Raw genomic sequence first — 19,995 nt, 5'->3', positions numbered from 1 at the left:
GCACAGGCCTGTGCCGACCTCGATGCAAACTGCCGCCCCGGCGAGGCGTGCTCAGCAGACTGCCGACCTCACAGCAGAGTGCCGACCGCGCGGGCCGCGCTCAGCAGGCTGCCGACGTCACCACTCCGCGGACGCGCCACGCGGCGACACCGTGCGCGGCACGCCCCACGGGTTGTCGTCGCGCAGCGGCGCCGGCAGCAGCTCCTGCGGCGCGTCCTGGAACGTCACCCCGCGCAGGAACCGGCCGATCGCGGCCGTGCCCACCGACGTGCCGTCCGTGGTCGTCGCGGGCGACGGCCCGCCGTGCTGCATCGCGGGCGTCACCGCGACGCCCGTGGGCCAGCCACCCAGCAGCACGCGCCCGGCGTAGCGGCCGAGCGCACCCACGAGCGCGCCCTGCGCCGCGCCCGTCTCCCCCGCCCCGAGGTGCAGGGTGAGCGTCAGGTTGCCCGGGAACAGCTCCCCGACGACGGCGGCCAGGTCGGTGCCGCGCGGGTACTCCACGATCACGGAGAACGGCCCGAACACCTCGTCGAGCACTGCCTCCCCGGCGCCCCGGAGCGCGTCCAGCGGCACCGAGACGAACGTCGGCGTCACCCAGGCCTGCCCGTCGGCGTCGCGGCGGAACTCGCCGGACCGGACCACGCGGACGCCGTCCGCCCCCAGGACCGCCGAGACGCGCCGCTCGTAGCCGTCGGCGATCGAGGGGTTGAGCAGCCGGTGCTCAGGCACGTCGGCCGCGGCGGCGACCACGGCGTCGTCGTACGCCGTGCCCTCCGGGACGAGCAGGAAGCCCGGCTTGGTGCAGAGCTGCCCGGCCGAGCCGGACACGCTCGCGACGTACCCGGCGAGCAGCGCGTCCGCGCGCTCGTCCAGCGCCGCCTCGCTGACCAGCACGGGGTTGACGCTGCCCAGCTCGCCGAAGAACGGGACCGGCTCGGGCCGCGCGGCGGCCCGGGCGGCCAGGAGCTGCCCCACGCGCTGCGAGCCGGTGAACGCCGCCGCCCGCACGGCCGGGTGCTCCAGCAGCTCCACACCGGCGTCCTGGTCCGTGACGAGCTGGAGCGTGCCCTCCGGCAGGCCCGCCTCGACCAGCGCGCCGGCCACGATCTGCGCGGTGCGCTCGGACAGCCACGGGTGCCCCGGGTGCCCCTTGACGATCACGGGGCAGCCCGCCGCGAGCGCCGCCGCGGTGTCGCCGCCGGCCACGGAGAACGCGAACGGGAAGTTGCTGGCCGCGAAGTTGAGCACGGGGCCGACGGGCCACAGGGCGCGGCGCAGGTCGGGGCGGGGGCCGAGCACGAAGTCGGGGTCGGCCTCGTCGAGGCGGACGTCGAGGTAGGCGCCGTCGGCCACGACGTGCGCGAACAGGCGCAGCTGCACCTGGGTGCGCTTGAGCTCGCCGCGCAGGCGGGCCTCGGCGAGGCCGGTCTCGACCTGCGCGGTGGCCACGAGCTCGTCGGCGTGCTCCCCGAGGGCCGCGGCGGCGCGGCGCAGGGCGTCGGCCCGGGTCGCGGGGCCGACCTGGGCCAGCCCGGCGAATGCGGCCGCGGCCGTGCGGGCCACGTCGTCGACGGTGCGGTTGTGTGCGGGCACCGCGGTGGCGGTCATGGGGCTCCTCATCAGAAGACGAAACCCGTGGGGAACGGGTCGCTGGGGTCGAGCAGGTAGTTGGCGGTGCCGGTCACCCAGGCACGGCCGGTGATGGTGGGCAGCACGGCGGGCACGCCGGCGACCGTGGTCTCCCCCACCAGGCGGCCGACGAACCGGCTGCCGATGAACGACTCGTTGACGAAGTCGGTCTCCAGCGCCAGCTCGCCGCGCGCCCAGAGCTCGGCCATGCGGGCGGACGTCCCGGTGCCGCAGGGCGACCGGTCGAACCAGCCCGGGTAGATCGCCATGGCGTGCCGGGACAGCGTGGCGTCCGAGCCGGGGGCGATGAGCTCCACGTGGTGGCAGCCCTCGACGCCGTCGAGCTCCGGGTGCTTCGGCTTCGCCGTCTCGTTGATGGCGTCCATGATCGCGAGCCCGGCGGACAGCAGGTCCTGCTGCCGCTCGCGGTCGAAGGGCAGCTTGAGGTCGTCGAGGTCGACCAGGGCGTAGAAGTTGCCGCCGAACGCCATGGAGTAGGGCACGGTGCCGTAGCCCGGCACCTCGACCTCCTGGTCGAGGGCGGTGACGAAGCTCGGCACGTTCTCGATGGTCACGGAGTCGGCGTGGCCGTCGCTGACCGCGACCTTCGCGACGACGAGCCCGGCGGGCGTGTCGAGCCGGATCTCGGTGACCGGCTCGACGACGTCCACCATGCCCGTCTCGACCAGCACGGTGGCCACCCCGATGGTGCCGTGGCCGCACATGGGCAGGCAGCCGGACACCTCGATGTAGACGACGCCCCAGTCGCAGTCGGACCGGGTGGGCGGCTGCAGGATGGCGCCGCTCATCGCGCCGTGCCCCCGCGGCTCGTTCATCAGGAAGTGCCGCAGCTCGTCCATGTGCTCCATGAAGTACAGCCGCCGGTCGTTCATGGTCTCGCCCGGGATGGGGCCCACCCCGCCGGTGACGACGCGGGTGGGCATGCCCTCGGTGTGCGAGTCGACGGCGGTGATGGTCCTGCTGCTGCGCATGGTCGCTCCTGTGCTCGTTCCGTGGGGGCCGCGTGGGTCAGCGCGAGGCGATGTAGCTGAGCGCCGCCTCGGTGTCCTTGCGCACCTGCGCCTCGTGCTCCGCGGACAGCGGGCCGCGCGGCGGGCGGGTGGGCCCACCGTAGCTCTGCCCGGCCATGTCGATGGAGAGCTTGATGGCCTGGACGAACTCGGTGCGCGAGTCCCAGCGGAACACGGCCACGAGGTGGCGGTACAGCTCGCGGGCCTCGTCGATCTTGCCCTCGGTGACCAGGGTGTAGATCTCGACGGCCTCGCGCGGGAACGCGTTCGGGTAGCCGGCGAACCAGCCGACGGCGCCGGCCACGAGCGACTCGAACAGCAGGTCGTCGGCCCCGGCGATGACGTCGAGGTCGGGGGCGAGCTCCTTGATCTCCAGCACGCGGCGCACGTCGCCGGAGAACTCCTTGACGGCCACGACGTTCTCGAGCTGGGCGAGCTCGGCCAGGATGCTGGGCGTGAGGTCGACCTTGGTGTCGATCGGGTTGTTGTAGATCATGATCGGCAGGCCGACCTCGTTGACCGCGGCGTAGTGGGCGATCACCTCGGAGCGGTTGGCGCGGTAGATCGTGGGCGGCAGCAGCAGCACGCCGTCGGCGCCGTCCTCGGCGGCGAGCTCGGCCCAGTGCTTGGCCTGGTGCGAGCCCACGCCGTGCACGCCGGCGACGACCAGGCCGCGGCCGTCCACCGCCTTGACGGCGGTCTGGATCACCTTCCGGCGCTCGTCGTCGGTGAGCGACGAGTACTCGCCGAGCGACCCGTTCGGGCCGACGCCGCGGCAGCCGTTGTCGATGAGGAACTCGCAGTGCGCGGCGAACTTCTCGTAGTCGACGGCCAGGCCGGCCGGCGCGGACTCGTCGGGCTTGAAGGCGAGCGTGGTGGCGACGATGACGCCGCCGAGGTCGAATCGCTGGTTCATGTCAGGTCTCCTGTGGTTGCGATGCTGCGGAAAGTGAAGTCGTGGGGAGGGATGGTTCGAGCGGGGCGGCGGACGGGGCGGGCAGCGCGGCCAGGTCGCCGAGCCGGACCGGCACGACGACCGGACGGCGGTCGACGCCGGGCGCCGGCCCGCCGCAGGCGGCACCGGACCCGCCGTCGTCCAGCAGCTCCTGGAGCGTGCGGCCGCACATGCGGGCCTGGCACGGGCCGAGCCCGGCGCGGCTGGTGAGCTTCACGGAGCGGGTCTCGCGCGAGCCGGTCAGGTCGACCACCTCGCGCAGCCGCCCGTAGGTGGTCTCCTCGCAGCGGCAGACGACGGTGTCGTCGCGCAGCCAGCGCACCCACCCGCCGCGGATGCCGTGGGCGGCCTCGATCCGGGCCGCGAAACCGCGGGACCGGTCCCGGGCGCGGGCCGTCCGGGCGGCCCCGGCGGACCGGAGGTCGCCCCCGGCCGCGGCCGTGCCGGCGACGGCGCCCTCGGCGAGCGCGGCGTCGGCCCCGCCGATGCCGGTGATCTCGCCCGCGGCCCACACCCCCGGCACGGACGTGGCCTGCGCGTCGTCGACCACCACGAACCGGGCCGGCGTCAGCGCGCAGCCGGCGGCGACCGCCAGCTCCAGGCGCGGCGTGAACCCGTGGCTCACGGCCACGGCGTCGGCCTCGACCTGTCGTTCGGTGCCGGGCACGGGCGTCCAGCGCGCGTCGAGCCGCGCGATCGTGACCGCCTCGACCTGGCCGTCGCCGTGCGCGGCGACCACGGCCTCGCCGGGCCGCCACGGCACGCGGTGGCGCACCAGCTCGCGGACGTAGCCCGCCAGCTCGCCGGCCTTGCCGGCCGCGCCGAGCAGCTCCCAGGGCCGGTCCAGCCAGCCGCGCGCGAGCGGGCCGAGCCCGCTCGCCTCGTGCACGCCGACGACGGCGGCACCCGTGCGCAGCAGCGAGGACGCGACCGGCAGCAGGAACGGCCCGGCCCCGGCGACGACGACGCGGCGTCCGACGGCGACCCGCTCCCCCTTGGCCAGCGCCTGCGCCGCCCCGGCGGAGTAGACCCCGGGCAGCTGCCAGCCAGGGAACGGGAGGGTCCGGTCGTGGGCGCCGGGCGCGAGCACGAGGGCGTCGGGCTTGAAGGTGCGGGCCGCGCGGCCGGCGGCGTCGGGCTCCCCCACGAGCACGTTGAGGCGGACGCCGTCGTCGAGCCGCTCGAGGGACCACACCTGCGCGGACGGGACGACCGTGACGGCGGGGTGCGCCCGCAGGGCGTGCACCAGCTCGCGGTAGGTGCCCCACTTGTGGTGCAGCACGTGCTCGCGCGCGGCCGGCCGTGTGGGGGGCAGGTGCCGCCAGTACTGGCCGCCGAGCACGTCGGCCGAGTCGAGCACCGTGACCCGCGCCCCGGCGCGGGCGGCGGCGTGCGCGGCGGCGAGCCCAGCGGGACCCGCGCCCACGACGACCACGTGCCGGGACGGGGTGCCGCTCACGGGGTCACCTCCGGCCCGGCGACGGGACGTGCCGCGACGGGCTCGCCCTGCCGGGCCACGACGTCGCCGTCCTGCGCGCGCCGCAGGCAGGCCCGCACGTCGCGCAGGCCGTTGACCTCCACGACGCAGTCGAAGCAGACGCCGATGCCGCAGAACACGCCGCGCGGGGCGCCGTCCTGGCTGGTGGTGCGCCACTGGCGCCGTCCGGCGCCCAGCAGCACGCCCGCGATGGTCTGCCCGGCCGTACCGGGCACGGGCTCGCCGTCGACCCAGATGGTCAGCGGGTGGTCGGGGCCTGGCCGCGCCGGGTCCGAGCCGGCGGGCATGCGGTGCGAGGTCATGGTCGTGCCCCTTCGTGAGCGGTCTCCGAGGTGTCAGACCCCCAGGTCCCCCGAGGGACCTGTACGTCTGACACGTCGGGGGTGGGCCGCAGCGCCTCGAGCGTGGGCCGGTCGACGGCGTACGGTGCCGGGTCCACCGCCGGGTCCAGCCCCAGCAGCCCGGCGGCCAGCAGGTCGCCGGTCGCGGGGGCCAGGCCGACGCCCGCGCCCTCGTGCCCGGTCGCGAACCACAGTCCGGGCAGCGCCGGGTCGGCGCCGACGACGGGCAGGTGGTCCGGCATGTACGGCCGGAAGCCCAGGTAGGAGCGCATCACGTTGGTCTCGGCGAGGAACGGGAACACCGCCACGGCCCGGCGCGCCATCTGCCGGAGCACCTCGGCGCGGAAGCGCTCGTCGAACCCGACCTGCTCCCGGCTCGACCCGATCAGCACGGTCCCGCCGCGCGTCGACTCGATCACGGCGGAGGTCTGCAGCTCGGCGCCCGCGGACTGGGTCGCGGCGAAGTAGTCGCCGTCGTACACCTTGTGCCGGATGCGCTCGCGCATCGGGGTGGTCACCAGCACCGTGCCGCGCCGCGGCCGCACGGGCAGCCACGCACCGAGCCGCTCGGCGACCTGCGCCGACCACGGTCCGGCCGCCACCACGACGGCCCCGGCCGCGACCTCGCCGCCCGTGGTGGCCACGCCCGTCAGCCGGCCGTCGGCGCCGAGCAGCGGCCCGGTCACCTCCACCCCGGTGCGGACGACGGCGCCCGCGCGGCGCGCGGAGGCGAGCAGCGCCTCGGCGGCCGCGACGGGCTGCACCTGGGCGTCCTGCGGGTAGTGCACGCCGCCCAGGACGCCGGGCGCGAGGTCGGGCTCCAGCTCCCGGGCCTGGTCGCCGGTCACCTCCACGGCCTCGACGCCGACGGCACGCTGCGCGGCGGCGAACTCGCGCAGGCCGGTCAGGCCCGCGGCCGAGGCCACCACGACGAGGCCGCCCTTGGCGTCGTGCTCGATCGACGGGAACCGGGGGCCGAGCTCGTCCGCCAGCTCGCCGGCGAGCTCGGCCCACCGGCGCAGCGACTCCTGGGCGAGCACCAGCTCGGGCCCCGGACCCTTGTCCGAGACCAGCAGGTTGCCCTCGCCGTGGGCGCTGGTGCCGGCGGCCGCGGCCCCGCGGTCGAGCACCACCACCGAGGCACCCGCGAGCGCCAGGGAGCGCGCGCACGCGGCGCCCACGATCCCGGCGCCGACGATGACGACGTCCGCAGCCACTTCCACCCCCTCCATCGCTCCGCTGTCTCTGTCTCTTGTTCTCTCTCCCGGGCACACGGCAGGCGCCCCGGGGGTACCGCTCAGTCCTCGGGCTTGCCCGCCCACGTGCCCAGCGAGTGCCCGATGTGCCGCTCCATGAGCGCCTTGGCGCCGGGGCCGTCGCCGGCCGCGAGCAGGTCGAGCAGCTCGTGGTGCTCCTGGGCGGAGGCGGCCAGGGTGCCGCCCGCGACCATCGTGGACAGGCCGAGCAGCCGCGCGCGGTCGCGCAGGTCGGCCACGATCTCGCCGGCCACGGGGTTGCCCAGCAGGCCCATCAGCCGCAGGTGGAACGCCTGGTCCGCCTGCAGGTAGGCGATGAGGTCCCCGGTGCGCGCGCCCTCGACGATCTCGTCGGCGAGCGCCCGGAACTCCCCGAGCTGCCCCACGGGGAACGACCTGGCGAGCCGTTCCATCCACACGGGCTCGATGACCATGCGGACGGCGGCGACGTGCCGCAGCGTCTGGTCGCTCACGCGGGTGACGCGGAAGCCCTTGTTGCGTACGGCCTCCAGGAACCCGCGCCGCTCCAGGTCCAGCACGGCCTCGCGCACGGGGGTCGCGGACACGTCGAAGCGCGCGGCCAGCGTCGGCACCGAGACCAGCTCGCCGGGTTCCAGCTCGCCGGCGACGATCGCGGCCACGAGGGCGCGGTGAACCTGCTCGCGCAGGCTCGCGACCGGCGCCAGGCGACGGACCGACGGGGTCGATGATGCTGAGCTCATGGTGCTCTCCAGTGGGGTCAGGCTCTGACAGTAGAATATTACACACGACAGGAAACCCGTCGTCAATGCCGCCAGAGGGTACCTGAGCGTGGCCTGGTTCGCCGGACTTTCGCCCGCCAGAACTGGCGTTATCCCGCCGAAACGCGACGTTTACATTCATCCCATCGACACTGCGGTACCGTCTCAGTAACATATCACGCATCACATATCGAAGGCAGGCCGCGTCGACGACGACCACGGCCGCGCCGGGGCCCTACCCGTACGACCAACGACGCAAGTCACCGACCGAGAGGCCACACCGTGAAGCACCACCGGATAACGACGGCAGTCATCGCCGTCGCCACGACATTCGCGCTCGCCGCGTGCGGCGGCGGCGGCCAGAACCCCTCCTCCTCCTCCTCGGGGGCCGGCGGGTTCGAGGCCGAGCCGGCCGAGGGCGGCACCGTCCACGTGCTGCAGAACGCCGACTTCTCCTACCTCGACCCGGCCCGCGGCTGGGACGGCGGCGTGAACAACTTCTACCGGCTCGTCTACCGTCAGCTCACGACGTCGGCGCCGGGCTCGGCGGACGACCCGACCGCGATCGTGCCGGACCTGGCCGAGTCCCTCGGCGAGGTGTCCGACGACGGTCTGACCTGGACCTACACGCTCAAGGACGGGCTGAAGTTCGAGAACGGCGACCCGATCACGTCCGCCGAGGTCAAGTTCGGCGTCTCGCGGGCCTGGGACCCGGAGGTCGGCATCGGCTCCCCGTACCTCAAGCAGGTGATCGACGCCCCCGAGGACTACGAGGGTCCCTACAAGACCGGTGACCTGCCGACCATCGAGACCCCGGACGAGAAGACGATCGTCTTCCACCTGAAGAAGCCGTTCCCCGAGTTCGACGCCGTGGTCTCCCAGGTCAACGCGACCCCGTTCCCCGAGGGCAGCGGCGCCGGCGACGAGTTCATCCACGAGATCGTCGCCTCCGGGCCCTACAAGCTGGCCGAGTACGTGCCGGGCAGCACCATCAAGCTCGAGCGCAACGAGAGCTGGGACGCCGCGACCGACGAGGTGCGCGCCGCCAAGCCGGACGGCTGGGAGTTCTCCATCGGCCTCGACCCGGCCACCATCGACGAGCGCCTCATCGCCGGGCAGGGCACGGACGTCAACGCGATCGCCGGCAACATCCAGCCGGCCACGCTCCCCCGCCTGCAGACGCCGCAGCTCCAGGAGCGCGTGCTGCAGTTCGACGGCATCTGCACCACCTACATGGGCCTGAACACCACCAAGGCGCCGCTCGACGACGTCCGGGTGCGCCAGGCGATCAGCTACGCCGTCGACCGCAGCTCCATCGTCAACGCGAGCGGCGGCACGCAGCTCGGCGCCCAGTCCACGACGATCATCCCGCCGGCGGTCGCCGGTCACAAGGACTTCGACCTGTACCCGTCGCCGGACGGCACGGGCGACGTCGAGGCCGCCAAGAAGCTGCTGGACGAGGCCGGCCTGTCCGACGGGTTCACCCTGACCCTCGACATCCGCTCGCAGGAGTCGATGCAGGCCCAGGCCGAGTCGATCCAGCAGTCGCTCGAGCGCATCGGCGTCACCGTCGAGCTCAACCTGATCGACACGTCCACGTACTACGAGACCATCGGCACCCCGTCGCAGCAGCACGACGCCGCGATCACCGGCTGGTGCCCGGACTGGGCCTCGTCGGCGGCGACCTTCATCCCGCCGCTGTTCGACGGCCGCAACATCTACGAGAAGGGCAACAACAACCTCGCCCAGCTGAACGACGAGGACGTCAACGCCCGGATCGACGAGATCGGCGCCATGACCGACATCGCCGCGGCGAACGAGCAGTGGGGCGCCCTCGACGAGGAGATCCTCGAGCTGGCGCCGATCGTCCCGCTGATGGTCGCCAAGACGGTGCTGCTGCCGGGTGAGAACGTCACCGGGCTGCACTCCTCGGCGAACGCCGCGAGCGGCGGCATCGACTACGTCGGTGTCGGCCTCAAGGACCCCGAGAAGGGCTGATCCATGACGTCCACCCCGACTGACCTCACGGCCGCCCAGGCCGTGGCAGCCGGGTCCGGCGACACCCCCGAGGCGCCGGCGGCACCAGCCGCCGGCGCCCTCCGGGCGGGTGCCGGCGGTACCTGGCAGGCCCTGCGCCGCGACGTCGGCGCGATGCTCGGCCTCGGCTACATCGTGCTCGTCACGCTCGTCGCGATCTTCGCGCCCGTCCTGACCGCCATCAGCGGCTGGACCCCGTACGAGTTCGACCAGACCGCGATCGACCCCAACCTCGGCGGCATGCCGATCGGCCCGTGGGGCGGCGTCAGCGCCGAGCACTGGTTCGGCGTCGAACCGGGCAGCGGCCGCGACATCTTCGCCCGCATCGTCTACGGCGCGCGCGTGTCCATGAGCATCGCGCTGTCCGCCACGGCGCTGACCACCGTGCTGGGCGTGTCGCTCGGGCTCGTGGCCGGCTACTTCGGCGGCCGCGTCGACCTGGTGATCTCGCGCGTCATGGACTTCCTCATGGCGTTCCCCGCGCTCATCTTCATGATCGCGGTGCTCTCGGCGCTGCCGGCGGGCAACCGGTCCACGCTCCTGGTGGTCGTGATCTCCGTGTTCGGCTGGCCGTACCTGGCGCGCATCGTGCGCGGGCAGACCATGTCGCTCGCGCAGCGGGAGTTCGTCGAGGCCGCACGGGCCGCCGGGGCGAGCGGCACGCGCATCGTGTTCCGCGAGATCCTGCCCAACCTGCGCTCCACGATCATCGTGATGGCCACCCTCGCCGTGCCCGGCTACGTGGGCACCGAGGCCGGCCTGTCCTTCCTCGGCGTCGGCGTCGTACCGCCCGAGCCGAGCTGGGGCCAGATGATCGCCGCGTCCGTGAAGTGGTACGCCGTCGATCCCGCGTACTTCGTCTTCCCCGGCGCCTTCCTGTTCCTGCTCGTGCTCTCGTTCACCGTGCTCGGCGACCGACTGCGCGCCGTCGTCGACGCCCAGGAGGGCCGCTGATGCCCCGGTTCCTGATCACCCGAGTCGCCTCCGGCCTCGGCGTGCTGCTGCTGGTCTGCCTGTTCACGTACCTGGTCTTCTTCGCGCTGTCGCCGGACCCGGCGGTGCAGATCTGCGGCAAGAACTGCACGCCGGAGGTCATCGACCAGATCCGCGGCAACCTCGGGCTGGACCAGCCGTTCTGGACCCAGTTCTTCCACTTCGTCGTCGGCATCTTCGCGGGTCGCACGTACGGCGAGGGGGTCGGCGCCGTCGAGTGCGCGGCGCCCTGCCTCGGCTACTCGTTCCAGTCCAGCCAGGCCGTCTGGGACATGATCATCCAGCGCCTGCCGGTCTCCGCGACGATCGCCGTGGGCGCCGCCGTGCTGTGGCTGCTCGCCGGGCTGGCCGGCGGCCTGCTCAGCGCCGTCAAGGAGGGCACGTTCCTCGACCGGTTCACCACCGGCCTGACGCTGACCAGCATGTCGATCCCCAACTACGTGCTCGCGCTCGTGCTGCAGTACGTGCTGGTGGTCAAGCTGCAGTGGCTGCCGTTCCCGCAGGCCGTCGCCTTCGCCGACGACCCCGGGCAGTGGTTCGCCAACTTCGTCATGCCGTGGATCGTGCTCGCCGTCGGCTACGCGGCCGCCTACACCCGGCTGACCCGGGCCAACGTGCTCGACGTGCTGCGCGAGAACTACGTGCGCACCGCCTACGCGAAGGGCCTGGCCCAGCCGCTGGTCTGGCGCCGGCACGCCCTGCGTCCGGCCCTGACGCCGATCGTGACGATCTTCGGGATGGACTTCGCCGGACTGCTCGGCGGCGCGCTCATCACCGAGACCGTCTTCGGCATCAACGGCGTGGGCAAGATGGCCGCCGACTCCATCGCCCGCAACGACCAGCCGGTGATCATGGGCGTCACCCTGCTGGCCGGGTTCCTCGTCGTCGTCGGCAACATCGTGGTCGACGTCGTCTACACCGCCATCGACCCGAGAGTGCGGGTGAACGCATGAGCCTGCTCCAGGTGCGCGACCTCACGGTCACCTTCCCCACCCCGCGCGGGCCGCTCGACGCCGTCCGCTCGCTCGACCTCGACCTGGAGCCCGGCGGCGCGCTGGGCATCGTGGGCGAGTCCGGCTCCGGCAAGTCCATGACCAGCCTCGCGATCATGGGCCTGCAGCCGCGGGCCGCCACCCGCACCGGCAGCGTGCGGCTGAGCGGCCAGGAGCTCGTCGGGATGTCCGAGGCCGAGCTGCGCCGCGTGCGCGGCGACCGCGTCGCCATGGTCTTCCAGGACCCGCTCTCCTCCCTGAACCCGTACTACACGGTCGGGCTCCAGATCGAGGAGGCGTACCGCGCCCACCGGCCCGGCACCACGCGGCGCGTGGCCCGGCGGGTCGCGATCGAGGCGCTGGAACGGGTGCACATCCGCGACGCCGCGCGGCGCGTGGACCACTACCCGCACCAGTTCTCCGGCGGCATGCGCCAGCGCGTCATGATCGCCATGGCGCTGAGCACCGAGCCCGAGCTGCTCATCGCCGACGAGCCCACCACGGCGCTCGACGTCACCGTGCAGGCGCAGATCCTCGACCTGCTGCAGGAGATCCGGCGCGAGACCGGCACCGGCCTCGTGCTGATCACGCACGACCTGGCCGTGGTCAGCGAGGTCACCGACCACATCGTCGTCATGAAGGACGGCGTGTGCGTCGAGCGCGGCGCCGTCGAGCAGATCTTCACCGACCCGCAGCACGCCTACACCCAGGCGCTGCTCGACGCCGTGCCGCGCATCGACGACGAGATCGGCGAGCTGCGCGCGGTCGGCACCAAGAAGGACGGAGGACCAGCATGAGCACGCCCCTGCTGCGCGCCACGCACCTCGTCAAGGAGTTCCCGGTCATGGGCACCGGCGGCCTGCTGCGCCGTCCGGACACCTTCCGGGCCGTGGACGACGTGAGCTTCGAGATCAACGCGGGCGACACCCTCGCCCTGGTCGGCGAGTCCGGCTCCGGCAAGTCGACGACGGCGCGCCTGGCCGCCCGGCTGCTCGACGTCACCTCGGGCACCGTCGAGCTCGACGGCGAGGACGTCACCCGGCTGGGCCGCGCCGACCTGCGCCGGTTCCGCAGCGACGTGCAGGTGGTCTTCCAGGACCCGTACTCCTCGCTCAACCCCCGGCACACCGTGGAGCGCATCGTCACCGCTCCCCTGCTCTACCAGCAGCGCAGCATCCCCGGCGGCGCCCGGGCGTTCACCCGCTCGCTCATGGAGCGGGTCGGGCTGGACCCGGACCACTCGCAGAAGTACCCGGCGCAGTTCTCCGGCGGGCAGGCGCAGCGCATCGGCATCGCCCGCGCGCTCGCCGTCGGGCCGCGCGTCGTGGTGTGCGACGAGGCCGTCTCCGCCCTGGACGTCTCCGTCCAGGCCCAGGTGATCAACCTGCTGCGCGACCTGCAGCGCGAGGAGGGCCTGACCTACCTGTTCATCGCGCACGACCTCGCGGTGGTGCGGCAGATCGCCACCCGGGTCGCGGTGATGACGCAGGGCCGGATCGTCGAGGAGGGCGACCGCGACGCCGTCTTCGACGCGCCGCAGCACGAGTACACGCGCAAGCTGCTCGACGCCGTGCCCCGCATCCGCCCCGAGTGGGAGGCGGCCCGACGGCGCAACGCGGCGCTCGCCGCGGAGGGAGCACGATGAGCACGGACTGGACCACGTACCTGCTGCCGGGCATCGGCGTCCGCGAGCGCCGCCTCGCGGTGCCGCTGGACCGCTCGGGGCGGCTGGCGGGCGAGGTGTCGCTGCTGGTCCGTGAGCTGGTGGACCCGACGCGCGGCGACGAGGACCTGCCCCTGCTGGTGTACCTGCAGGGCGGGCCGGGCGGGGCGAACCCGCGGCCGCTGCGCCGGGACGGCTGGCTGGACGTGGCGCTGCGTGACTACCGCGTGGTGCTGGTGGACCAGCGCGGCACGGGCGGCAGCTCGCCGCTGGACGGCGAGGCGCTGGCCGGGCTGAGTGCGAGCGAGGGTGCCGACCTGCTGGCGTGCTACCGGGCCGACTCGATCGTCGCGGACCTGGAGGACGTGCGCCGGGACGTGTACGGCGGGCAGCCGTGGTCCACGCTGGCGCAGAGCTTCGGCGGCTGGATCACGCTGACGTACCTGTCGGTGGCGCCGCAGGCGCTGCGCGCCTGCTACGTCGCGGGCGGCATCCCGGGCACGCCGCCCGACGCCGCGGAGGTCTACCGCCGCACGTTCGGCCGGGTGGCGGGCAAGACGGCGGAGTTCTACCGGCGCTACCCGGCCGACGTCGACGCGGTGGCGGCGATCGCGGACCGGCTCGCGCAGGGCGACGTCCTGCTGCCCGACGGCGACGTCCTGACGGTGCGCCGGTTCCAGTCCATGGGCATCGACCTGGGCATGAAGCCGGGGCCGGAGCGGCTGCACTGGTTCGTCGAGAAGGCGTTCGCTGCGCCGGGCCGCCTGTCGGCGGGGTTCCTGCAGGAGGCGATGGTCCGCACCGCGCAGGCGGACGGCCCGCTGTTCTGGACGCTGCAGGAGTCGATCTACGGGCACGGCGGCAACGGCCCCACGGGCTGGGCGGCGCAGGCGGAGCGGGACCGGCGTCCGGAGTTCGACGCGGACCGGCGTCCGCTGCTGTTCACGGGCGAGATGGCGTTCCCGTGGATGTTCGACGAGATCCGGCTGCTGCGCCCCTTCGCGGGCGCGGTGCACGAGCTGGCGGCGCGCCAGGAGTGGTCGCCGCTGTACGACCTGGACCGCCTGGCCGCCAACGAGGTGCCCCTGGCGGCGATCGTCTACCACGACGACATGTTCGTGGACTCCGGCCTGCAGCTCGACACGCTCTCGCGGGTCGGGTCGGCGCAGGCGTGGGTCACCAACGAGTACGAGCACGACGGGATCGGTGACGCACGCGTGCTGGAGCGCCTGCGTGAGCTGGTCCGCGACCGAGGAGGAGAGATTCGATGAGCACGCACCACACCCCTGACCGGCCCCCGTACGCGGGCACGCGCGCGCCCCGGCTGGCCGAGAGCGACGCGTTCAACGCCCACATGGCCCGCGGCTGGGGCGCGCCGGACGTCGTCGTCCCGGTGATCCCCGGGGCGCCCGAGGCGGCCGCCGACCACCGCCGCCGCCTGTCGGAGCGCATCGGCGCGCGCGACGCGGTGGTCAGCGCCGGGCGGGCGCCGCTGCGCAACGGCGACGCGATGTACGGGTTCCGCGCCGACAGCGACTTCGTGTGGCTCACGGGCGTGCAGGCCGAGGACGGCGTCCTGTTGCTGCGTGCGAGCGCGGGCGGGCACGACGCGACGCTGTACCTGCCGCCGCCCGCCAAGCCGGGCGAGAGCGCGTTCTTCGGCAACGCGGCGTACGGCGAGCTCTGGGTGGGGCCCTCCCCGGACCTCGCGGCGTGGGCCGAGGCGTTCGGCATCGCGGTCGAGCCGCGGGCCGCGCTCGACGGCGTGCTGGACACGCTCGACGGCGCGCTCGCCTCGCCGTCGGTCGACGACGACCTGGTGCGCCGGTTCGGCCTCAAGCCGTCCGAGGACCTGGCCCGCGCCCTGTCCGACCTGCGGATGATCAAGGACGACTGGGAGATCGGCCAGCTCCGCGAGGCGATCGACCACACCGTGACCGGGTTCGACGCCGTGGCCCGCGAGGTGCCGCGCGCGGTCGACGGGCTCGGCGAGCGCTGGCTGCAGGGCACGTTCGACCGGCACGCCCGCACGTTCGGCAACGGGCCGGGCTACTCGACGATCGTCGGCTCCGGACCGCACGCCCCGACCCTGCACTGGGTGCGGTGCGACGGACCGATCCTGCCCGACATGCCGCTGCTGCTCGACATGGGTGTCGAGGCGAACTCGCTGTACACGGCCGACGTGACCCGCACCATCCCGCCGTCGGGCACCTTCAGCCCGATCCAGCGCCAGGTGCACGACCTGGTGGAGAAGTCGCACCGCGCCGGCATGGCGCAGATCCGGCCCGGCGTGGAGTACCTGGACTTCCACTTCGCGGCCATGGAGGTCATCGCCCAGGGGCTGCACGACTGGGGGCTGCTGGACGTCTCCGTCGACGAGGCGCTCTCCCCCGGCGGGCAGCAGCACCGGCGCTGGCTGGTCTGCGGCGTCGGCCACCACCTGGGGCTGGACGTGCACGACTGCGCCCACTCCGACTACCAGGCGTACCAGGCCGCGCCCCTGGCCCCCGGCGTCGTGATGACGGTCGAGCCCGGCCTGTACTTCCACGCCCACGACGAGACCGTGCCGCCGGAGCTGCGCGGCATCGGCGTGCGCCTGGAGGACGACCTGCTGGTCACCGCCGACGGCGCCGAGGTGCTCTCGGACGCCCTGCCCATCGACGCCGCCGGCATCGAGCGCTGGACCGCGGAGCGGATCGGCGATGCCTGACGCCGTGCTCTCCTTGCCCGGCGTGGGGGCCCGGGTGGCCGAACCGTTCCCGCTGGCCGACGTCGAGCTGACGGACGGCGTCTTCACGCGCGCCCGGGACCAGATGCTGCACCTGGCGCGCGTCTACCCGGTGGACCGGCTGCTCGCCGTGTTCCGGGCGAACGCCGGGCTGGACACGCGCGGGGCGCTGCCGCCGGGCGGCTGGGAGGACTTCGGCCACCCCGACGAGGACGCCTGGGGCCCCGACGACTACCCCGGCCGCGAGGCCGCGCCCACCGCCAACCTGCTGCGGGGCCACTACGCGGGCCACTTCCTGTCGATGCTGGCGCTCGCGGCCGGCGGCCCGGGCGACGCCGCTGACCGGTCCGAGCTGAAGGCCAAGGTCGACGCGATGGTCGAGGGCCTGCGGGAGGTCCAGGAGACGCTGGCGGCCACGGGCCGGTACAGCCACCCCGGGTTCCTGGCCGCGTACGGCGAGTGGCAGTTCTCCCGCCTGGAGGGCCTGGCGCCCTACGGCGAGATCTGGGCGCCGTACTACACGTGCCACAAGATCATGGCCGGGCTCCTGGACGCGCACCGGCACACGGGATCGGGTGTGGCGCTGGAGGTCGCCGCCGAGATGGGCCGGTGGGTGCACGGCCGGCTCTCGGTGCTGCCGGCCGAGCAGCGCGCGGCCATGTGGGCCCTGTACATCGCGGGCGAGGCCGGCGGCATGAACGAGGTGCTGTGCGACCTCGCCGTGCTGACCGGGGACCGCACGTTCGTCGAGACGGCGCGGCTGTTCGACCTGGACACCATGCTCGACTTCGCCGCGGCCGGCCGCGACGAGCTGGACGGCATGCACGCCAACCAGCACGCCGCGACGCTGCTCGGCTACCTCGCGCTCGGCGACCTGACCGGCGAGGCGCGCTACGCGGACGCCGTCGTCAACCTCTGGGACATGCTCGTGCCCGGCCGCACCTACGCGCACGGCGGCTCCGGGGAGAACGAGCTCTGGGGACCAGCGGGCGCCGTCGCGGGCGACATCGGCAACCGGAACGCCGAGACGTGCGTGACCTACAACATGCTCAAGATCGCGCGCGCCCTGTTCGAGCGGACGGGCGAGGCGCGGTTCGCCGAGTACTACGAGCGGGCCGTGACCAATCAGATCCTGGGCTCGCGGCGCGACGTCGACTCGGACGACTCGCCCGAGGTCACGTACATGTTCCCCGTGCACCCGGGGGCACTGCGCGAGTGGGACAACGTGGGCACGTGCTGCGGCGGGACCGGGCTGGAGAACCACGTCAAGTACCAGGACTCGGTGTACTTCCGGGCGGGCGGTTCTGCTGGGCCCGACGGCGGCGTCCGGACCGTCTGGGTCAACCTCTACATCGCCTCGACGGCTAGCTGGCCGGAGGCCGGCGTCCGGCTGGTGCAGCGCACGGGCTACCCGCTGGAGGGCGGCAGCCGGATCACGGTCGACGCGACCGGCGACCTGGAGCTGCGCCTGCGGGTACCGGCCTGGGTCGCGGACGGCGCCTGCACCGTGACGGTGGACGGCGAGCCCCAACCCGTCCAGACCGACGGCGGGTACGTCGCCCTGCGGCGCGACTGGCGTCCGGGCACCGTCGTCGAGATCGGCCTGCCGCTGACCCTGCGTGAGGTCCCGGCCCCCGACGACACGTCGGTGGTCACCCTGGAGCGCGGCCCGACCGTGCTGCTCGCCCGCAGCGCCGCCACGACCTGGCTGCCGCTGGAGGCCGCGACCTGGCGGCGGCTGGACGGCACGCTGGAGGCCCCGCTGACCTCCGCCGACGACGGCACGTGGCGCCTCGGCGACCTCGTCCTGGAGCCGACGTGGTCCGGGTCCGACGCGAGATATCACATGTACCTGCGCCGGGCCGACGCGCGGATCGCGTTCGCAGGGGCCGACCCCGCGGCGGACTCGGGTGTGCCGAACGCGGCGCGCGCGGACGGCCGCACCTTCCTCGACGTGCTGTGGTCGGCCGGCGGGTTCGCCGACCGTCCCGCGTTCGTCGAGGGCGTGCTGCGGACGACGCACGAGTTCGTGGACCTCGGGCTGCTCAGCGCCGCGGAGGGCCGGCAGGTGCTGGTGGCGGCGGCGCGGTCCGACGTCGGGCGGCCGTCCGAGGCGGACGGCGGGCCCGGATCCGGGGGCCGGGCCGCGGAGGAGGCCGCGCTCCTGTCGCGGGCGCCGACCACCACGCACGAGGGCTCCGCGCCCCGTGTCGAGATCGTCGCGGCCGACGCACCCGGCGTCAGCGGCTGGTACCTCCGGCCACCGGAGCTCACGGTCACGGCGCGGGCCGACGTCGGCGAGCCGGTCGTCGAGGTCCGGGTTGGCGACGAGCCGTGGGCGCCCGCGGGGCAGGAACCCCTGGTGCTGGCCGAGGGCGTGCACATCGTCACCGCGCGCGCCGTCGACGAGGCGGGACGGGAGCGCCGCGTCGTCCGCGAGGTCAGCGTCGACACCAGGCCGCCGCGCACCAAGGTGACGACCAAGCGCCTGGGCCCGCGGGGCGTCGAGATCAACCTCGCCGCCGCCGACGACGTCTCGGGCGTGGACAGCATCCGGTGGAAGGGGCCCGACACGTTCTGGGCGACGTTCGCCGAGCCGTTCAGCCGGGCGCTGTCCGACGTGCCCCAGGTGATCGAGTTCGCCGCGACCGACCGGGCGGGCAACCAGGAGCCGGTGCGCACCCTGGTGCTCCCGCCCGCGGACGCCGAAGCGGAGTAACCGTGTCAGACGTACAGGTCACCCGGGTGACCTGTACGTCTGGCAGCTCCGCCGGGCGCGCGCCCGGTGGGGCAGGCAAGGTTCCACTGATGTCCGACCAGCGAACAGGAGAGCACGCATGAACCAGCGAGCCGTCCGGAAGTCCCTGGCCCTACCGCTCGCGGCGCTCGCCGCGAGCGCCCTCGCCCTCGGTGCCGTGCCGGCGAGCGCGGCGACCGCCCCGCCGCCGTCGGTGGTCGCCGCCCCGCCGTCGTCCGACGCCTGCCGCCTGCCCGCCGCCGTCGGCGGGCTCGGCTCGGGGTTCCCGGTCGACGACCAGGCGCTCCCCGCCGTCGGCACCCTCAAGGCGGCGCTGCTGCTCGTGGACTTCGAGGACCACCCGGCGTCCGCGGCGTCCGCGGACGAGGCGGCGGCCAACCTCGCATCGGGCGTGGAGTACCTGGAGCGGGTCTCGGGCGGCCGGCTGGACGTGACCACGACGACGTCGGACGGCTGGGTGCGGATGCCGGAGCCGTCGACGGCGTACCCGTTCGAGCGGGGCCTGAGCTACGAGGACCACGTGCGGTACATCGGCGACGCGATCGCGGCCGCCGACGACACGTTCGACTTCTCCGACGTGGACGTCGTGTGGGTGACGGCCACCAAGGAGGCGCCGAACATCACGTACTCGCCCACGACGAACTTCCTGGACGTGACGGCCGACGGCAACCACCTGACGCACGCCGTGACGTTCGGCTACGACCAGTGGCGCTGGGGCGGGCTCGTGCTGGCCCACGAGTCGGGGCACACGCTGGGCCTGCCCGACCTCTACCTGTTCGAGGCGCCGCCGGAGGACCCGGGCAACTATCACGCGGCGGTCGGCGGCTGGGACCTGATGGGCCTGATCTCGGGCCAGGGTCCGGAGTACTTCGCCTGGCACCGCTGGCAGCTCGGCTGGCTCGACGACGCCCAGGTGGTGTGCGCGGGCCAGGGGCGGACGACGTCGGCGCGGCTGGCGCCGGTGGCCCGCTCGGGCGAGGCGAGCCCGGGGCAGGCCGCCATGGTGGTGTACCCGCTCTCGGCGACGCGCGCCGTCGTCGTCGAGAACCGGCAGCCGGTGGGCTACGACGAGGGCATCGGGACCCGCGGCGCCCTGGTGTACACGGTGGACACGTCCGTGCCCTCGGGCGAGGGCCCGGTCCGGGTGGTGGACTCGACGCCGGGTTCGTCCGGCGGCCTGGACGACGCCCCGTTCGCGGCGGGCTCGTCCTGGACGGAGCCGACGACGGGCGCCGAGCTCACGTTCCGCGCCGGCCCGGCGGGCACGCTCAAGGTGACGGTCCAGCCCTGACCCCCTCCGTGGGAGACGAACCAGTCCCCCGGGGGGCCAGTAAGACGGAGCCCCGCGGGCGGCCCCGCGAGGGAAACGGC

16 protein-coding genes are annotated in these 19,995 nt (G+C 73.9%); 9 read left to right on the top strand and 7 right to left on the bottom strand.

Annotated features, from left to right (window positions below):
* Positions 1-117: 117 nt before the first annotated feature.
* The 7 genes from ACFU5G_RS20575 to ACFU5G_RS20545 all read right to left on the bottom strand — a co-directional run bounded on the left by ACFU5G_RS20575 (position 118) and on the right by ACFU5G_RS20545 (position 7,435).
* On the bottom strand, positions 118-1,611 hold the full coding sequence (locus tag ACFU5G_RS20575) for an aldehyde dehydrogenase family protein (protein WP_377249004.1): 1,494 nt from the start codon (positions 1,609-1,611) through the stop codon (positions 118-120).
* A gap of 11 nt (positions 1,612-1,622) precedes the next feature.
* Positions 1,623-2,624: a proline racemase family protein gene (locus ACFU5G_RS20570; protein ID WP_377249001.1), complete on the bottom strand. Its 1,002-nt coding sequence runs from the start codon at positions 2,622-2,624 to the stop codon at positions 1,623-1,625.
* A 37-nt stretch (positions 2,625-2,661) separates the two neighbouring features.
* Positions 2,662-3,579, bottom strand: coding sequence for a dihydrodipicolinate synthase family protein (locus ACFU5G_RS20565; protein WP_377248998.1), 918 nt, complete (start codon positions 3,577-3,579; stop codon positions 2,662-2,664).
* Between the two features lies 1 nt (position 3,580).
* Positions 3,581-5,077, bottom strand: a complete 1,497-nt coding sequence (locus tag ACFU5G_RS20560; protein ID WP_377248995.1) for an FAD-dependent oxidoreductase — start codon at positions 5,075-5,077, stop codon at positions 3,581-3,583.
* Positions 5,074-5,418 carry a (2Fe-2S)-binding protein gene (locus ACFU5G_RS20555; RefSeq protein ID WP_377248992.1) on the bottom strand — a complete coding sequence of 115 codons (345 nt, stop codon included), beginning with the start codon at positions 5,416-5,418 and terminating at the stop codon, positions 5,074-5,076. Before ACFU5G_RS20555 ends, ACFU5G_RS20560 begins: the two co-directional genes overlap by 4 nt.
* Entirely contained in the window at positions 5,415-6,674 is a 1,260-nt protein-coding gene (locus ACFU5G_RS20550) for an NAD(P)/FAD-dependent oxidoreductase (protein ID WP_377248989.1), read from the bottom strand. The genes ACFU5G_RS20555 and ACFU5G_RS20550 overlap by 4 nt, the downstream gene beginning before the upstream one ends.
* An 80-nt stretch (positions 6,675-6,754) precedes the next feature.
* Positions 6,755-7,435, bottom strand: a complete 681-nt coding sequence (locus ACFU5G_RS20545; RefSeq protein ID WP_377248987.1) for a GntR family transcriptional regulator — start codon at positions 7,433-7,435, stop codon at positions 6,755-6,757.
* A gap of 300 nt (positions 7,436-7,735) precedes the next feature.
* Here ACFU5G_RS20545 and ACFU5G_RS20540 point away from each other — a divergent pair, with 300 nt between their 5' ends.
* The 9 genes from ACFU5G_RS20540 (at position 7,736) to ACFU5G_RS20500 (ending at position 19,915) form a co-directional block, all read left to right on the top strand.
* On the top strand, positions 7,736-9,451 hold the full coding sequence (locus ACFU5G_RS20540; protein WP_377248984.1) for an ABC transporter substrate-binding protein: 1,716 nt from the start codon (positions 7,736-7,738) through the stop codon (positions 9,449-9,451).
* 3 nt (positions 9,452-9,454) lie between these two features.
* Positions 9,455-10,444, top strand: a complete 990-nt coding sequence (locus ACFU5G_RS20535; protein WP_377248981.1) for an ABC transporter permease — start codon at positions 9,455-9,457, stop codon at positions 10,442-10,444.
* On the top strand, positions 10,444-11,436 hold the full coding sequence (locus ACFU5G_RS20530; RefSeq protein ID WP_020018274.1) for an ABC transporter permease: 993 nt from the start codon (positions 10,444-10,446) through the stop codon (positions 11,434-11,436). The genes ACFU5G_RS20535 and ACFU5G_RS20530 overlap by 1 nt, the downstream gene beginning before the upstream one ends.
* Positions 11,433-12,272, top strand: coding sequence for an ABC transporter ATP-binding protein (locus tag ACFU5G_RS20525; protein WP_377248976.1), 840 nt, complete (start codon positions 11,433-11,435; stop codon positions 12,270-12,272). The genes ACFU5G_RS20530 and ACFU5G_RS20525 overlap by 4 nt, the downstream gene beginning before the upstream one ends.
* Complete coding sequence (locus ACFU5G_RS20520) at positions 12,269-13,120, top strand: ATP-binding cassette domain-containing protein (RefSeq protein WP_377248973.1); 852 nt, start codon at positions 12,269-12,271, stop codon at positions 13,118-13,120. The genes ACFU5G_RS20525 and ACFU5G_RS20520 overlap by 4 nt, the downstream gene beginning before the upstream one ends.
* Positions 13,117-14,409: an alpha/beta fold hydrolase gene (locus ACFU5G_RS20515; RefSeq protein WP_377248970.1), complete on the top strand. Its 1,293-nt coding sequence runs from the start codon at positions 13,117-13,119 to the stop codon at positions 14,407-14,409. The genes ACFU5G_RS20520 and ACFU5G_RS20515 overlap by 4 nt, the downstream gene beginning before the upstream one ends.
* Positions 14,406-15,848, top strand: a complete 1,443-nt coding sequence (locus ACFU5G_RS20510) for an aminopeptidase P family protein (RefSeq protein WP_377248967.1) — start codon at positions 14,406-14,408, stop codon at positions 15,846-15,848. Before ACFU5G_RS20515 ends, ACFU5G_RS20510 begins: the two co-directional genes overlap by 4 nt.
* Positions 15,841-18,585 (top strand): beta-L-arabinofuranosidase domain-containing protein, encoded by a 2,745-nt coding sequence (locus ACFU5G_RS20505; RefSeq protein WP_377248964.1) that lies wholly within the window; start codon positions 15,841-15,843, stop codon positions 18,583-18,585. Before ACFU5G_RS20510 ends, ACFU5G_RS20505 begins: the two co-directional genes overlap by 8 nt.
* 118 nt (positions 18,586-18,703) lie before the next feature.
* The gene (locus ACFU5G_RS20500; protein ID WP_377248961.1) at positions 18,704-19,915 is read left to right on the top strand and encodes a M6 family metalloprotease domain-containing protein; all 1,212 of its coding nucleotides are present in this window, start codon (positions 18,704-18,706) and stop codon (positions 19,913-19,915) included.
* Positions 19,916-19,995: the final 80 nt, after the last annotated feature.

Source organism: Promicromonospora sp. NPDC057488 (assembly GCF_042802395.1).
Classification (GTDB): domain Bacteria; phylum Actinomycetota; class Actinomycetes; order Actinomycetales; family Cellulomonadaceae; genus Promicromonospora.
The sequence above is the reverse complement of the archived record's forward strand: the minus strand, read 5'-3'. Positions and strand labels throughout refer to the sequence as shown.

Coding starts and splice junctions, on each gene's coding strand:
- ACFU5G_RS20575 (WP_377249004.1), bottom strand. CDS start 1,611: ATGACCGCCACCGCGGTGCCCGCACACAACCGCACCGTCGACGACGTG.
- ACFU5G_RS20570 (WP_377249001.1), bottom strand. CDS start 2,624: ATGCGCAGCAGCAGGACCATCACCGCCGTCGACTCGCACACCGAGGGC.
- ACFU5G_RS20565 (WP_377248998.1), bottom strand. CDS start 3,579: ATGAACCAGCGATTCGACCTCGGCGGCGTCATCGTCGCCACCACGCTC.
- ACFU5G_RS20555 (WP_377248992.1), bottom strand. CDS start 5,418: ATGACCTCGCACCGCATGCCCGCCGGCTCGGACCCGGCGCGGCCAGGC.
- ACFU5G_RS20545 (WP_377248987.1), bottom strand. CDS start 7,435: ATGAGCTCAGCATCATCGACCCCGTCGGTCCGTCGCCTGGCGCCGGTC.
- ACFU5G_RS20535 (WP_377248981.1), top strand. CDS start 9,455: ATGACGTCCACCCCGACTGACCTCACGGCCGCCCAGGCCGTGGCAGCC.
- ACFU5G_RS20530 (WP_020018274.1), top strand. CDS start 10,444: ATGCCCCGGTTCCTGATCACCCGAGTCGCCTCCGGCCTCGGCGTGCTG.
- ACFU5G_RS20525 (WP_377248976.1), top strand. CDS start 11,433: ATGAGCCTGCTCCAGGTGCGCGACCTCACGGTCACCTTCCCCACCCCG.
- ACFU5G_RS20520 (WP_377248973.1), top strand. CDS start 12,269: ATGAGCACGCCCCTGCTGCGCGCCACGCACCTCGTCAAGGAGTTCCCG.
- ACFU5G_RS20515 (WP_377248970.1), top strand. CDS start 13,117: ATGAGCACGGACTGGACCACGTACCTGCTGCCGGGCATCGGCGTCCGC.
- ACFU5G_RS20510 (WP_377248967.1), top strand. CDS start 14,406: ATGAGCACGCACCACACCCCTGACCGGCCCCCGTACGCGGGCACGCGC.
- ACFU5G_RS20505 (WP_377248964.1), top strand. CDS start 15,841: ATGCCTGACGCCGTGCTCTCCTTGCCCGGCGTGGGGGCCCGGGTGGCC.
- ACFU5G_RS20500 (WP_377248961.1), top strand. CDS start 18,704: ATGAACCAGCGAGCCGTCCGGAAGTCCCTGGCCCTACCGCTCGCGGCG.